A 15,096-nucleotide genomic window follows, 5' to 3' on the forward strand; every position below is an offset into this window, starting at 1 on the left:
AATGAATGGAGAAGCATTACACATGGATTGTGTTGGTTTGATTCAAATGACTTCGGGCCCTGACCCTGACAGTAACCTTGATTATCTCGCCAAAGAGGTAGCTAAGTGTAAGGCGTTAGGGGCTAAATGGGTCGTTTGCCCAGAGAATGCATTGGTATTCGGTAGCAAAGCGGATTATCACCAGCATGCCGAGCCATTGAATGGTGGTCCATTGCAGAAAAAACTGGCTGAGCTAGCTAGGCTTCATCGTATTTGGATCATTGTGGGCAGTATGCCGATAAGCGCAGCGAAAGGTGTCACTACCACGACTTTGGTGATAGACGACTTTGGCAGCTTAGTGGCTCATTACGACAAGTTACACATGTTTGATGTGGATGTCGCTGATGCTCACAAGTGCTATCGAGAGTCTGATATTTTCACTCCAGGTGATCGAGTTGTGACAACGGAAACGCCTTTTGGTCACTTAGGTTTAAGTATTTGTTATGATGTGCGCTTTCCTCACTTGTATTCAGAGTTACGCAAGCAAGGCGCGCAGATCATAGTGGTACCAGCGGCGTTTACTGCGGTAACCGGTCAGGCGCATTGGGAAGCACTGTTAAGATGCCGGGCAATCGAAACACAATCGTGGATTGTTGCGGTAGGGCAAGGTGGTAAGCACCCTTGCCAAAGAGAAACATGGGGACACTCTATGGTGGTTGATCCCTGGGGAAGAGTGGTCGCACAGTTAGACCAAGATCCTAAAAGTATGGTTGTCGAGATAGACACATCCAGTTGTGAATCCATTAGGCAAAATATGCCAATCACACAACACACTCGATTTACCAATCAATTTTAATTACAAACAAGAGCCATCTATGAGCATTAATCAAATTGAAGAAGCGCTACTGAACCCAACAGGGCTTACGGAGCAAAATATCGCAGATACATTGGCGAGCATTGCTACACGCCAAATTGATTATGCTGATATCTACTTTCAGTCAAGCTGGCACGAATCTTTAGTGCTAGAAGACAGCATTATTAAAGACGGCTCTTTCAATATCGATTGCGGTGTTGGCGTTCGTGCAGTATCTGGTGAAAAGACTGGCTTTGCTTACTCAGACCAAATCCAATTGGATGGCCTTAAACAGAGCGCAATTGCAGCTCGTGGTATCGCGAAACAAGGTCAAAACGGCAAGGTACAAGCCTTCAAACGCAACGCTAACCAAACTTACTATGATGCAGTTAACCCGCTAGCAAGCTGGGAAAAACAGCAGAAAACAGAATTACTAAAATCATTAGATGCTTACATTCGTACTAAAGAGCCTATGGTGACTGAAGTATCAGTGAGCCTAAGCGGTGTACATGAGCAGATGCTTGTTGCCGCGACTGATGGTACGTACGCTGGCGATATTCGTCCGCTGGTTCGTTTATCTATTAGTGTTCTTGCTCAGAAAGGCGATCGCCGTGAGCGTGGTAGTGCTGGTGGTGGTGGCCGTTTTGGTTACGACTTCTTTCTAAGCGATGATAAAGGCACTCAAGTTGCTTATCAGTTTGCAGATGAAGCGATTCGCCAAGCGCTTGTTAACCTTGAAGCCGTTGCTGCGCCTGCTGGTGCAATGCCTGTCGTTCTGGGTTCTGGCTGGCCGGGCGTTCTACTACACGAAGCGGTAGGTCACGGTTTAGAGGGGGACTTTAACCGTAAAGAGTCTTCAGTATTCTCTGGTAAAGTTGGCGAGCAAGTTACTTCAAGCCTATGTACGATTGTCGATGACGGTACATTGACTGATCTTCGAGGTTCATTGAACGTCGATGATGAAGGTGTTAACGGTCAGTACAATACGTTAATCGAAAACGGCATCTTAAAAGGTTACATGCAAGACAAGCTGAATGCTCGTCTAATGGGGGTTGCTCCAACAGGTAACGGTCGTCGTGAGTCTTACGCGCACCTTCCAATGCCACGTATGACGAACACATACATGCTGCCGGGGGAGCACACACCAGAAGAGATCATCGCGACAGTAGATAAAGGTATCTACGCACCAAACTTCGGTGGTGGTCAGGTAGATATTACGTCTGGTAAGTTTGTATTCTCAGCTTCTGAAGCGTACATGATTGAAAACGGTAAGATCACTCACCCAGTGAAGGGCGCAACGCTGATTGGCTCTGGTATTGAAGCGATGCAGCAAGTGTCTATGGTGGGTAACGATCTAAGCATCGATCGTGGTGTGGGTGTGTGTGGTAAGGCTGGTCAAAGTGTGCCAGTGGGTGTTGGTCAACCAACATTGAAGCTAGATTCGTTAACGGTTGGTGGTACTGAGTAAATCAGGCTCGCTGCAGCAATGTTAGCACAAAAATAGAATTGAAAAGCGCCTCCATTGTGAGGCGCTTTTTGTTTTTAAAGGAGGGGGAGTAATCGCAAAAAGTGATTACATGTTTTCTTCCGCAAACTCTGCCAGTCGGCTACGTACCACGCCGTTGAGGTGGATATTGGCACTGCCTTCGAAGTTTTTAAAACGCTCAACCATGTAGGTTAAACCTGAAGTCACAGGGGTTAAGTAGGAAGAATCTATCTGCGCTAGGTTACCTGAGCAGACGATCTTGGTGCCTTCACCACAACGGGTGATAATGGTTTTGATTTGTGAAGCGGTCAGGTTTTGACACTCATCGAGAAGCACAAACGCATTCTGGATTGAACGGCCGCGCATGAAGTTGATAGATTTGAACTGGATATTCGCTTTATCACAGATGTACTTCAGTGACCCTTCGGTGCAGTGGTCATTTTTGTGCAGCGCTTCCAGTGTATCGGTCACGGCAGCCAACCAAGGCAGCATCTTCTCTTCCTCTGTTCCAGGAAGGAAGCCAATAGACTCACCAATGTCAGGTGTGTTTCGGGTGACGATGATCTTATCGAACTGTTTACGTTCAATGGTTTGCTCAAGCGCTGCGGCCATCGCGAGCAGCGTTTTACCACTACCAGCCGCACCCGTTAGGATCACCAGGTCAATATCTGGGTCGAGTAGCGCATCAATAGCCATTCCCTGATAAATATTCTTTGGTGTGATGTCCCAGGCCCTGCGATTCATTAAGCGTTCACGACTTAAGTCTCTGAGTGTGACGGTTTCGGTATCGATCTCTTCCACTCTTGCTGCAAAGTCACTCTCTTCATCAATCACATATTGATTAAGGAAGGTTGGTTCGAAAGGCTCTCTTGCTAGCGTATGGAAGGTTTTACCAGCTAGGGTTTTACTTTCCACATTGTCGATACCATCCCAAAATGCGCCCTCAAGTTGTTGGAAACCTTTGGTGAGGTATTGGATATCATCAATCAGTTGGTCGGTTTGATAATCTTCAACGAAGCGTACGCCCGCGCCTTTTGCACGTAAACGCATGTTGATGTCTTTGGTGATGAGAACCACTTCACGTGGCGCACGTTTATTTTGAAGGTAAAGAACAGCGTTGAGGATTCGGTTGTCGCCAGCCTTGTCGTCGGCAAAGGCTTTGATGCTTTCTTGAAGTTCGTAATCGGCGAGTATTGAGATACTGCCTGAGGCCTTAATGTCTTTGGTGAAAGGGATGCCTTCCGATATTTGGTCTGGTGTGGCTTCCCTGAATAAATCTTCGAGAGTTCGAATTGCAATTCTTGCATCTCTTGCAACGTCCCTCTTACTGTCTTTGATTCTGTCTAGTTCTTCTAGCACTGTCATGGGGATAACGACATCGTGCTCTTGGAAAGAAAATATAGCGAAGGGTTCGTGAAGTAGGATATTGGTGTCTAGAACAAATAGCTTCCGGTTGGTCTCGCCCATAGCATCTCCTTGCCGCGTACGGCTTGCTTTGCATCGATTGAACGTAGATTAAGCTCACTTAAAGGTTAGTCTCTCATTCTGGTGATAGTCAACTGCTCACCTAAAGTTCAACGAGAGAAATATTGCCATATTGTGATGGATGAATATGCCATGTTCACTAACGGCAGCAATCTACTACCAATAGGTTAACCATGTTTTTTTGACAGTTTGATTGCATTGGCGAAAACAGAAAAAAAGCATGAAATCATCTCCTTTAGACGTGACCTAAATCACAGCATCGAGTAAGATTAGCGACCTTTTTCTGCACCATTTTCTCGAGATATTTATTATCTAGAGCGCACTTAAAAAGTGGCTGCAAACTAGGCATTTTTGGCTATATTTTTAGTTCAAGAGCGGTAAGGTTCTTGTTTCAAATATCAGTTAAAAAGGTCAAATTCCAACTAAAAGATTGAGGTAGTCGATTCATGACATTTGCTTTGGGGCAACGCTGGATAAGCGATACGGAGAGCGATTTAGGTTTAGGTACCGTTGTAGCAATGGATGCTCGCACAGTGACACTAATGTTTGCAGCATCAGAAGAAAACCGTGTGTATGCACGTACGGATGCTCCCGTAACCCGAGTAACGTTTAATGTAGGCGATGTCATCGAATGCCAAGAAGGTTGGTCTCTATCTGTCGAAGAAGTAATCGAAGATAAAGGGCTGCTGACCTACTTAGGTACACGTGAGGATACTCAAGAATCAGAAGTGACTCTGCGTGAAATCTTCTTAAGCAATCAGATTCGTTTTAATAAGCCACAAGACAAACTGTACGCAGGTCAAATCGACCGTATGGATAATTTTGTGTTGCGTTACCGTGCACTAAGCAATCAATACCAACAACATAAGAGCCCCATGCGTGGCTTGTGTGGTATGCGTGCTGGCCTAATTCCTCACCAGTTGTACATCGCTCATGAAGTGGGGCGTCGTCATGCGCCACGTGTTTTATTAGCTGATGAAGTTGGTCTAGGTAAAACCATCGAAGCGGGTATGATCATTCACCAGCAGGTGTTGTCTGGCCGCGCTGAACGTATTCTGATTGTGGTACCTGAAACACTACAACACCAATGGCTAGTTGAGATGATGCGTCGTTTCAATCTGCACTTTTCTATCTTTGATGAAGAGCGTTGTATTGAAGCCTTTGCAGAATCAGATAATCCATTTGATACTCAGCAATACGTTCTGTGTTCGTTAGATTTCTTACGTAAGAGCCGCAAACGCTATGAGCAAGCACTGGAAGGTGAGTGGGATCTATTGGTTGTCGATGAAGCGCACCACCTTGAGTGGAGCCAAGACAAACCAAGCCGTGAATACCAAGTGGTAGAGGGCTTGGCAGAAAATACTCCAGGTGTGCTTTTGCTGACAGCGACTCCAGAGCAACTGGGCCGTGAGAGTCACTTTGCACGTCTGCGTCTATTGGATCCTGACCGCTTCTACGATTACGAAGCGTTTGTTGAAGAAGAAGATCAATACGCACCGGTTGCTGATGCTGTCACCGCACTATTCTCAGGCGTGAAACTTGAAGACAGCGCGAAGAATCAGATTACTGAGCTGCTTTCTGAACAAGATGTTGAGCCTCTATTCCGTGTTATTGAAGGTGATAGCAGCGAAGAAGAGCAAGCATTAGCGCGCCAAGAACTGATTGATAACCTTATGGATCGTCATGGTACTGGTCGTGTTCTATTCAGGAACACACGTGCCGCTATCAAAGGCTTCCCTAAGCGTAACGTAAACCTACTGCCGATGGACATTCCAACGCAGTACACCACGTCGATGCGTGTATCAGGCATGATCGGTGGCAAGATGGCACCAGAAGCTCGCGCGATGAAGATGCTTTATCCAGAAGAGATCTTCCAAGAGTTTGAAGGTGAAGACTCAAGCTGGTGGCAGTTCGATTCACGTGTTAACTGGCTGATTGAAAAGATCCAAGACAAGCGTAGCGAAAAGATCCTGGTGATCGCATCGCGTGCAAGTACGGCTCTGCAACTAGAGCAGGCACTGCGCGAGCGTGAAGGTGTACGTGCAACTGTATTCCACGAGGGTATGTCGATTCTAGAGCGTGACAAAGCGGCGGCTTATTTTGCTCAAGAAGAGGGCGGTGCTCAGGTGCTTATCTGTAGTGAAATCGGCTCTGAAGGCCGTAACTTCCAGTTTGCTAACCAATTAGTGATGTTTGACCTTCCATTCAACCCAGACTTGCTTGAGCAACGTATTGGTCGTTTGGATCGTATCGGTCAACAGCGTGATATCGATATTCATGTTCCTTATTTGAAAGGCACATCACAGGCAATACTAGCGCGTTGGTTTGATGAAGGCCTGAATGCATTTGCGGAAACTTGCCCAACAGGTCGCACAGTTTATGACAAGTATTCAGACGTGCTGATCGAGATGCTAGCTTCTGGTAACACAGAGCAGCTTGATGAAGTGATCGAAGAATCAGCTAAGCTAAATCAAAGCCTAAAAGCGGATCTAGAAAAAGGCCGAGATCGCCTACTAGAGATGCACTCAAACGGCGGTGATAAAGCGCACGAGATTGCAGAGAAGATCGCATCAACTGATGGCGATACTAACCTAGTTACTTTTGCATTGAGCTTGTTCGATACCATTGGTTTGAACCAAGACGACAAAGGTGAAAATGCGCTAGTAGTAACGCCATCTGAGCACATGATGGTACCAAGCTACCCTGGCTTACCTTATGAAGGTGCAACTATCACGTTCGACCGTGATACAGCGCTTTCTCGTGAAGACATGAACTTCATTAGTTGGGAACACCCAATGATTCAGGGTGGTATTGATTTACTACTTAGCGAAGGGGTGGGTACTTCTGCGGTATCACTACTTAAGAACAAAGCGCTGCCGGTTGGTACTATCTTGCTTGAACTGGTTTACCTGGTGGATGCACAAGCACCAAAACGCAGTGGTATCAGCCAGTTCTTACCTAAGACTCCGATTCGCTTGATGATGGATGGCCGTGGTAACGACCTATCTTCTCAGGTTGAATTTGATAGCTTTAACCGCCAGTTGAGCCCGGTGAACCGTCATCTAGCAAGTAAGTTAGTTAACTCGGTACAAGGCGAAATTCACAAGCTAATCGAAGCGGGTGAGGCACAAGTTCTTCCTAAAGTTGAAGAAGTGCGTCAGCAAGCGCAAAGAGATATGCAGACAAACCTCAACGGTGAACTAGAGCGTCTACAAGCTCTGAAAGCGGTGAACCCGAACATTCGTGATGAAGAGTTAGAAGTTATCGAAGCTCAGATTAACGAACTGACCGGCTACATCAGCAAAGCTCAGGTTCAACTAGACTCGCTACGCTTGATTGTAGTTTCTCACAATTAATATTAGCTAGTCCGTGAACAACAAATAAGGCCTTCACCATGAAGGCCTTATTTTTATCTCGAGTTTGTAGATGGTAGTGATTGATGGGTTACATCAACCATTTCCACCAAACAAATACGGCTAAGAAACCGAACAAGTAAACTAGGCCTGCGACAGACAACAATTTTAGTTTGCTGCCAATGGCTAACGCTTCTGGAAGCTTAGCTTTGTTCACCAAGATGAAATTAAGCAGCGCGAAGAATGGCGTCGTTGCGAAAGCAAGTACCATTGCGAAATCCAGCATTGGCATCAACGCAGCGCTGAAGAACATCACAATCGCGAGTGCGGCGATAGAGACAATGATGATCCAGCCTTGTAGCATGCGCGGGCTCGACTCTTTATTAAGTAACAGACGTTGTGATTCCGCAAGCACGCGAGAGTAGCCGTCGATAACCGTAATCGTGCTACCAAAGATACAGAAGAAAGCAATGATAGCGATTAGTGGACGCGACCATTCGCCAATCGTCGATGCGTAAATACCAACTAATTGGTGAGTAAAGCCCACACCAGATCGAGACAGTTCTACACCTGAACCGTGAAGTACGAGAGCACCCAAAGCGACAAACACTAACGCAAGCAGTGCAGTACCAATGTAGCCGACGTTGAAATCGAATAAGGCAGATTGAGCTGTGACTTCTTGCTTCTCTTTTTGGCTTTTTAGCCACATAGAGGTGATGCTTGAAATCTCGATAGGGGCAGGCATCCAACCCATGGTCACCACGATAAAGCCAATTGCTGCCAATGACCAAGGTGATGGTGGAACAAAAGCAGCATCTGGTTCGACAGGCGAGCCGATAGCAATGGCGACAGCGGCTAGAGTGGTGATCGTAAGGATCGCCATGATCGCTTTTGAAAGGGTGTCCAGAGCACGATAATGCCCTGCAAATAAGATGATCAAGCAGGTCGCGAGTACGATCATACAAAGCGTACTGGTTGCTAACTCAAAAGGAATGAAGTAGCTAAGTAAACTCGCACTAAACAGCAGTAGTGCGGCTGTGTTTACGACGGCTGAAATAGCACTTAGTATCGAAAAGATCACTAGGTAAGGGCGACCTAGGTTTGAGTAACCCTCAACCAAGCTTTGTCCAGTACCAAGTGTGTATTGGATACCGGCTCGAAAGAATGGGTACTTGAATAGGTTTACTAGGATGATTAGAGCTGCCAGTTGCCAACCATAGATGGCGCCGGCTTTGGTTGAGGCAACTAAGTGTGAACCGCCGACTGCAGCAGCGGCCATCATAATACCTGGGCCAAGAGATTTAATTAAACTGGATAGGGGAGCTGAGGTTTTTGTTGTGGTTGTTTTAACCGTACTGTCCATCATGGTTCCTTCGATGTTGGCTTGTTATTTTCCGTTACCCTATCAATACCATGTTTTGTAAACTCGTCAACTTTTATGTACGAAAACATTAAAAATTGTATTTATTAATAAACGAATTAACTGTGAATTATTTTTTCACTAGTAAATAAGAGGCTTCAATGGCGCTAGAGCAGTACACACCACCACGTGAACCTTGGGTTGATATTGTTTATCAAGATGATGATATTTTGGTGGTCAACAAGCCTGCGGGGTTACTTTCAGTACCGGGCAGGTTGCCAGAGCATTACGACAGCATGTGGAGTCGTTTGGTGGAGGAGTTCACTGATATTCAAGTGGTTCACCGCTTGGATATGTCGACCTCTGGCTTGATGTTATTGGCTAAGCATAAGCAGGCAGAACGTCACTTGAAGAAGCAGTTCCAATATCGCCTGACGCACAAACTGTATTACGCACGCGTATGGGGAGCGGTTGAGCACAAAGAAGGTTTGATCGATCTACCACTCATCTGTGATTGGCCAAACCGCCCCAAGCAGAAAGTCTGTTTTGAAGACGGTAAACCATCACAGACTCGTTATGTGGTAGAACAGCAAGAACCCCAAACGACTTTACTGAAGTTACTGCCAATTACCGGGCGTTCTCACCAATTGAGAGTGCATTGCATGGAAATAGGCGCACCGATTGTGGGCGATGAGTTTTACGCAACTCCAGAAGCGTTTGAATACAGTGATAGGCTAGCTTTACATGCGTGTGAGTTGAGTTTTTATCATCCAGCGAATAATCAGCTGTTCAAAGCCTTTGTTCCCTGTGACTTTTACCCTCAAGCATCTCCGCAAATCGAACAGCACTTTGAAATTGCGCCTGAGCTTCCAGACTACAGTAAGCTAAAAGCTTAGAATGGACTGATTATAGATCTAACCAAGGAAGAACAATGCCAACGCTGAAAGTTGTGTTTCTCGATAGAGCGACCATCCCGTCTCAAATTCATTTAAAACCTCTGAGCTTTGAGCATGAATGGGTAGAGTATGATTTCACAGCTCCTGAGCAAGTATCGGAGCGAGTTGAAGAAGCTGATGTGGTGATCACTAACAAGGTAGTGCTCAATGAGTCGAATCTAGCTGGTGCGAAAACGCTCAAGTTGATCGCGGTTTCAGCGACAGGTGTTAATAATGTCGATGTGGAATACTGCAAATCTAAAGACATTGCAGTGACAAACGTACAAGGCTACGCGACTCAATCGGTTCCTGAACATGTCATCGCAATGCTGTTTGCACTTAAAAGAAACCTTGTCGGGTATCATAAAGACATTGAGTCGGGCGAGTGGCAAAAGGACAAGCAGTTCTGTTTCTTTACTCATCCGATTCAAGACGTGGCTGGCAGTACATTGGGTTTAATGGGCAGTGGCAGTTTAGGCCAAGCCACCGCAATGTTAGCCAAAGCTATTGGTGTGAAGGTAATGTTTGCCGAACGAAAAGGAGCAGAGTCTTGTCGAGAAGGGTATCTGCCTTTTGATACGGTATTACAGCAAGCGGATGCGATAAGCCTACATTGCCCGTTGACTGATGCGACCCAAAATCTGATTTCAGAGCGAGAGCTTACAATGATGAAACCGAGCGCAGTCTTAATCAATACCGGGCGCGGAGGTCTAGTAGATGAACAGGCCTTGATTGAAGCTCTGAAGAACAATCACATTGCTGGAGCGGGCATGGATGTGTTTACTCAAGAGCCAGCCGACAACTCAAATCCACTGTTGGCCAATAGCCATTTGCTAAATTTGCTACTCACACCTCATGTAGCGTGGGGTAGTGACAGCTCTATTCAAAAACTGTCTGATATCTTAATGGATAATATTGATGGCTTTATCGCTTGTCGCCCGCAAAACATAGTGAATTAACTCTAAAGCTATGTAGCATGAGTTAAAAACAAAAAAGGTTGGCTTGTAGGCCAACCTTTTTAGATCGTGTGTCGATTAAATGACTTAACCTTGCGGTTTAACCACCAATACATTGATTGGTGAGTTCTGTACTACTTTGCTTGCAACCGAGCCCAGTACCACTTTGTCGATTTTCGAACGCTTATGGCTAGGCATCACGATAAGGTCGGCGCCAAGCTTTTCTGCGTAATCAAGAATCGTCGCGTAGGTTTTACCCTCAGCAACATGAACCTTGTAAACCACTTCATCGTCGATGTGTTTGTCAGCGAACTCTTTCAGCTGATTTTTAACATCTAGCTTCATTTGGTTCGCTGCATCTTTCGGGAAGTAAGACGCTACCATCGACATGTGAATGCCAGGTAGTACGTTCAGAATGTGGATTTCAGCATTGCTGTGTTTTGCGTGCCATACCGCCAGTTCGACTGCTTTATCCGAAAAGCCTTTGTCATTAAGATCAACAGGAACAAGGATTTGTTTATACATGTATTCGTCTCTTTTTAATCAGCGCTAAGCTTTCACTTAGCACTGTAATTATCCTTTCCATGTAATAAAGCCAAATAACGCTAAGCACTACTCAGCCTTATCCATTACGCGCTAATCTCATCCTTACGAGCACGTCTTCTTTGGTTCATCGCTAAACCAATCAAAATGATCAGAGCTGGTAAGAATACCCACTCTTTCATTGGTCGATCTGCATCTTGGATAACGGATTTGATTTCCCAATCGAAATCAATACCAGCCGCTTCTGCTGGGCTACCGAACTCCACCATATCAACAATCATCTTGCCTTCTGATTCAGTCAGCATTAGACCCATAGAGGCAATACGATCTTCACTTGAGGTCGCAGAATCTTCAAACGGTAGGCGAACTGTCTTTTCAGAATAGTCACCTTCTAAGTTTTCGCCACCCACTCTAAGTTCAAGTGATTGTCCCACATCCAGCTTTTCCGTGATTTGAGCAATCTCAACTCCAGGTGAAAGAACTTTCTCTGGGTAAATCATGTCCCACCAGAAGCCAGGGCGGAAGAAAGTGAAGGTTAATGCAATAAGCAGCACCGTTTCCCACCACTTGTTCTTAGTGAACCACCAACCTTGTGTTGCAGCTGCGAAGATAAGTACCGCAGTTACAGATGAGAAGATAGTCAGTGCTAAGTGCCACCAAGAATCAATGCCCATCAGCAGTAGCTGAGTGTTGAAGATGAACATGAACGGCAAGATTGCGGTACGGATATCGTAGGTGAAGCCTTGGATACCAGTGCGAATCGGGTCTGATTTCGCAATTGCCGCTGCAGCAAAGGCCGCAAGACCTACAGGAGGTGTATCATCCGCAAGAATACCGAAGTAGAACACGAATAAGTGCACCGCAATCAGTGGGATGATAAGGCCGTGTGCAGCACCTAGAGTCACAATTACTGGTGCCATCAGTGTCGATACAACGATGTAGTTTGCTGTGGTTGGTAAGCCCATACCCAGGATCAAGCTGATTACCGCAGTAAATAGCAGCATAAGGATGATGCTACCGCCTGAGATAAACTCAACGAAGTCAGTCATTACAAGACCGATACCCGTTAGCGTCACCACGCCTACAACAGTACCAGCAGCCGCTGTCGCCACACCGATGCCGATCATGTTACGTGCACCTGACACCAAGCTTTCAGCCAGATCAACGAAACCAGCTTTGGTTTGTTCTGCAAGATCGTCTGATTTGTTCATCAGAGTCATCAAAGGACGCTGGGTGATCAAGATGAAGATCATGAACACTGTTGCCCAGAATGCAGATAAGCCAGGTGAGAAACGTTCAACCGTCAGACACCAAACTAGCACTACGATAGGCAGTAGGAAGTGTAAACCTGATTTAATCGTTGGGCCTGGATCCGGAACTTCTTTTAGATCCGCATCGATTTCCATGCCACCTTCAGCTGCGTATTTTGCAGATACGCGAACAAGAGCGACATAAGCAATCAACAGAGCCACAGTAACGATTGGTGTCGCAGCTTCGCCAAACACATCTTTCGTCCAACCCACACCGTAGTAAACCGCGGCACTGATAACACATAGGCCTAAAATGGTCCCTGTGAAAGAGAGTAGGCTTTGTACAATAGTTGGTGTGTGACGACGAGGTAGGCCAGTCATGCCTGCTTTACATGCTTCTAGGTGAACAATGTAAATCAGAGCGACGTAAGAGATCAGGGCTGGCAATAGAGCAGCTTTGATTACTTCTACATATGAGATACCTACATATTCCACCATTAGGAATGCCGCAGCACCCATGATTGGTGGTGTAAGTTGACCATTGGTTGAAGCCGCAACCTCTACCGCACCTGCTTTTGTACCAGGGAAACCAACACGCTTCATTAGTGGAATGGTGAAGGTACCAGTGGTTACTACGTTAGCAATCGAAGAGCCAGAAACAAGTCCAGATAAGCCAGATGCTACAACGGCAGCTTTCGCAGGGCCACCTTTCATGTGGCCAAGCAGTGAGAATGCGACTTTGATGAAGTAAGCGCCTGCACCCGCACGTTCAAGCATTGCACCAAACAGTACAAACAAGAATACGAATGACGTTGAAACACCCAGCGCAACGCCGAATACACCTTCTGTTGTTAGCCACAAGTGAGACATTGCTTTGTTCAGGCTCGCACCTTTGTGGGCGATAACGTCTGGCATGTGTGGGCCACCAAAGGTGTAAAGTAGGAATACTGCTGCCACAACCATAAGAGGTGGACCTAAAGCGCGTCGTGTTGCTTCAAGCAGTAGAACCATACCAAATACAGCGGCAACAATATCGAATGTTGTTGGCGCACCTGAACGGCCAGCAAGTTCTGTGTAGAAAATATAGATATAAGAAGCTGAAAAACTACCTGCAAGCGCTAATATCCAGTCGACTGCTGGGATGTAGTCCCGTGGCGAGTTTTTCATTGCCGGATAAGCGGTAAAAGCTAGGAAAATAGCAAAAGTAAGGTGAATTGCTCGAGCTTCGGTGTCGTTTAGAATTCCGAAGTTAAAAATGAACGGCAGCGGAGATGCATACCAAAGTTGGAACAGTGACCAACATAGAGGCACAAACCATAAAATACGGCCTTGAATACCGCGAGGGCTACGCGCACCAGTGTCTGATTGTGCCACCATTTCTTGCACATCTGGAGACGGTGATGTTGTCTGCGTCATGTACTTTATCCTTATTATTGATGGTCTGCCTTTGTTACGAACAACGAGACGTTATTTCTCTCCTATCTAGTGTAGTGAATGGATAGGGAAATGCGTTTTTTGTTCGTCTTTGTCTTAGGCTTGATACGAAGGTAAGTTCGCCAAATTGGAGAAACTTAAAGGTTTGCTCTTTTCACTTAAGTTATTTTTATAAAACGTGAAAAGCCAATAAGGAGGGCTGGCCTCCTTATTGGTGTAGTAGGCTTAAAGTAGAATTACTTTAGAAGGCCTACTTCTTTGTAGTATTTTTCTGCACCTGGGTGTAGAGGGATAGAGATACCCGCTTTCACCATGTCTTCTTTCTTCAGGTTAGCAAATGCTGGGTGTAGGCGTTTGAAAGTGTCAAAGTTTTCAAATACTGCCTTAGCAACGTTGTATGCTACTTCATCAGAAACGTCAGAAGTTGTTACCATAGTTGCTGCAACACCGAAGCTGTTTACATCAGCATCTGTACCACGGTACATGCCTGCAGGAACTGTGCTGTATGCGTAGTATGGGTTTTCAGCTACGATTTTGTCGATCTGTGGACCTGTTGCTGAAACCAGTTTTGCATCACAAGATGTTGTTGCTTCTTTGATTGATCCGTTCGGGTGACCAACCATGTAGATGAATGCGTCAATCTTGTTATCACAAAGTGCTTGTGAACGCTCAGAACCTTTAAGCTCAGAAGCTAGCTTGAAGCTGTCATTAGTCCAACCCATAGCGTCCATTACAACGCCCATAGTTGCACGGTCACCTGAACCTGGGTTACCAATGTTTACACGCTTACCAGCTAGGTCAGCAACGTTGTTGATGCCAGAATCGGTACGAGCGATGATGTTGAACGGTTCTGTGTGTAGAGAGAACATCGCGCGAAGTTTCTTGTATTCGCCCTGATCCTTGAACTTACTTGTACCGTTGTAGCCATGGTATTGCCAGTCAGACTGAACAACACCGAAATCTAGTTCACCAGCACGGATGGTGTTAACGTTGTAGATTGAACCACCAGTAGACTCTACAGAACAACGAATGTTGTGGTCTTTTCGGCCCTTGTTCACTAGTTTACAAATCGCACCACCAGTTGGGTAGTAAACCCCCGTTACTGAACCAGTACCAATTGTGATGAACTCTTGAGCGTTAACAGCGCCAGCGCCCATTACAGCAGCTGCAATAGCACCAACTTTGATAAGTTTGGTAAATGCCATGAATTTCCCTTCCTTTATTCATTATTAACCCTGAAACAAGTGTAGTTGTTTCTGGAGTTTCCTATTTGGAAACGGCACCTTTTTCAATCCATGTGATGAAAAAGTGTCTGAATAATATCAAAAATTGGCAGAAAATTACTCGAATGTTAAAAGATATAGCTAAAAAATCTAACAAATGATGCCTAGATCTTGTGTTTAATTCGCTACTGAGTTTTTTAAAATCAATGATTTAGTGTTGCTATGTGGGAGTGGGGGGA

General features: G+C 45.6%; 10 protein-coding genes. 5 read left to right on the forward strand and 5 right to left on the reverse strand.

From position 1 onward, the window contains the following. Positions 1–22 precede the first annotated feature (22 nt). Together BTO10_RS08390 and tldD are read left to right on the forward strand one after the other, a co-directional pair. On the forward strand, positions 23–835 hold the full coding sequence (locus BTO10_RS08390) for a carbon-nitrogen hydrolase family protein (protein WP_105024286.1): 813 nt from the start codon (positions 23–25) through the stop codon (positions 833–835). A gap of 19 nt (positions 836–854) precedes the next feature. After that, positions 855–2,300 carry a metalloprotease TldD gene (gene tldD / locus BTO10_RS08395; protein ID WP_052880149.1) on the forward strand — a complete coding sequence of 482 codons (1,446 nt, stop codon included), beginning with the start codon at positions 855–857 and terminating at the stop codon, positions 2,298–2,300. Between the two features lie 105 nt (positions 2,301–2,405). On the opposite strand, the gene BTO10_RS08400 is transcribed toward tldD, so the two are convergent. Then, entirely contained in the window at positions 2,406–3,785 is a 1,380-nt protein-coding gene (locus BTO10_RS08400; protein WP_004740835.1) for a PhoH family protein, read from the reverse strand. A 464-nt stretch (positions 3,786–4,249) separates the two neighbouring features. Between BTO10_RS08400 and rapA the strand changes: the two genes are divergently transcribed. Beyond that, positions 4,250–7,159 (forward strand): RNA polymerase-associated protein RapA, encoded by a 2,910-nt coding sequence (gene rapA, locus BTO10_RS08405; protein WP_105024287.1) that lies wholly within the window; start codon positions 4,250–4,252, stop codon positions 7,157–7,159. Positions 7,160–7,247: 88 nt separating this feature from the next. Here the strand turns inward: rapA and BTO10_RS08410 are convergent, their stop codons facing one another. Continuing rightward, positions 7,248–8,519: an NRAMP family divalent metal transporter gene (locus BTO10_RS08410; RefSeq protein ID WP_105024288.1), complete on the reverse strand. Its 1,272-nt coding sequence runs from the start codon at positions 8,517–8,519 to the stop codon at positions 7,248–7,250. Between the two features lie 158 nt (positions 8,520–8,677). On the opposite strand from BTO10_RS08410, the gene rluA reads away from it, so the two are divergent. Further along, positions 8,678–9,412 (forward strand): bifunctional tRNA pseudouridine(32) synthase/23S rRNA pseudouridine(746) synthase RluA, encoded by a 735-nt coding sequence (rluA, locus tag BTO10_RS08415; RefSeq protein WP_004740832.1) that lies wholly within the window; start codon positions 8,678–8,680, stop codon positions 9,410–9,412. 35 nt (positions 9,413–9,447) lie between these two features. Beyond that, on the forward strand, positions 9,448–10,410 hold the full coding sequence (locus BTO10_RS08420) for a D-2-hydroxyacid dehydrogenase (protein ID WP_105024289.1): 963 nt from the start codon (positions 9,448–9,450) through the stop codon (positions 10,408–10,410). An 84-nt stretch (positions 10,411–10,494) separates the two neighbouring features. Here BTO10_RS08420 and BTO10_RS08425 read toward each other — a convergent pair whose 3' ends face one another. The 3 genes from BTO10_RS08425 to BTO10_RS08435 all read right to left on the reverse strand — a co-directional run bounded on the left by BTO10_RS08425 (position 10,495) and on the right by BTO10_RS08435 (position 14,839). Then, positions 10,495–10,932 (reverse strand): universal stress protein, encoded by a 438-nt coding sequence (locus BTO10_RS08425; protein WP_004740830.1) that lies wholly within the window; start codon positions 10,930–10,932, stop codon positions 10,495–10,497. Between the two features lie 104 nt (positions 10,933–11,036). Then, a complete protein-coding gene (locus tag BTO10_RS08430) occupies positions 11,037–13,616 on the reverse strand; it encodes a TRAP transporter permease (protein ID WP_105024290.1) in 2,580 nt (859 codons plus the stop codon). A gap of 254 nt (positions 13,617–13,870) precedes the next feature. After that, positions 13,871–14,839, reverse strand: a complete 969-nt coding sequence (locus BTO10_RS08435; RefSeq protein ID WP_004740828.1) for a TAXI family TRAP transporter solute-binding subunit — start codon at positions 14,837–14,839, stop codon at positions 13,871–13,873. Positions 14,840–15,096: the final 257 nt, after the last annotated feature.

The organism is Vibrio chagasii (assembly GCF_002954585.1).
GTDB classification, from domain to species: domain Bacteria; phylum Pseudomonadota; class Gammaproteobacteria; order Enterobacterales; family Vibrionaceae; genus Vibrio; species Vibrio chagasii_A.

Excerpts from the sequence above, each read along its gene's own strand:
- BTO10_RS08390 (WP_105024286.1), top strand. The coding sequence starts at position 23 with ATGGATTGTGTTGGTTTGATTCAAATGACTTCGGGCCCTGACCCTGAC.
- tldD (WP_052880149.1), top strand. The coding sequence starts at position 855 with ATGAGCATTAATCAAATTGAAGAAGCGCTACTGAACCCAACAGGGCTT.
- BTO10_RS08400 (WP_004740835.1), bottom strand. The coding sequence starts at position 3,785 with ATGGGCGAGACCAACCGGAAGCTATTTGTTCTAGACACCAATATCCTA.
- rapA (WP_105024287.1), top strand. The coding sequence starts at position 4,250 with ATGACATTTGCTTTGGGGCAACGCTGGATAAGCGATACGGAGAGCGAT.
- BTO10_RS08410 (WP_105024288.1), bottom strand. The coding sequence starts at position 8,519 with ATGGACAGTACGGTTAAAACAACCACAACAAAAACCTCAGCTCCCCTA.
- rluA (WP_004740832.1), top strand. The coding sequence starts at position 8,678 with ATGGCGCTAGAGCAGTACACACCACCACGTGAACCTTGGGTTGATATT.
- BTO10_RS08420 (WP_105024289.1), top strand. The coding sequence starts at position 9,448 with ATGCCAACGCTGAAAGTTGTGTTTCTCGATAGAGCGACCATCCCGTCT.
- BTO10_RS08425 (WP_004740830.1), bottom strand. The coding sequence starts at position 10,932 with ATGTATAAACAAATCCTTGTTCCTGTTGATCTTAATGACAAAGGCTTT.
- BTO10_RS08430 (WP_105024290.1), bottom strand. The coding sequence starts at position 13,616 with ATGACGCAGACAACATCACCGTCTCCAGATGTGCAAGAAATGGTGGCA.
- BTO10_RS08435 (WP_004740828.1), bottom strand. The coding sequence starts at position 14,839 with ATGGCATTTACCAAACTTATCAAAGTTGGTGCTATTGCAGCTGCTGTA.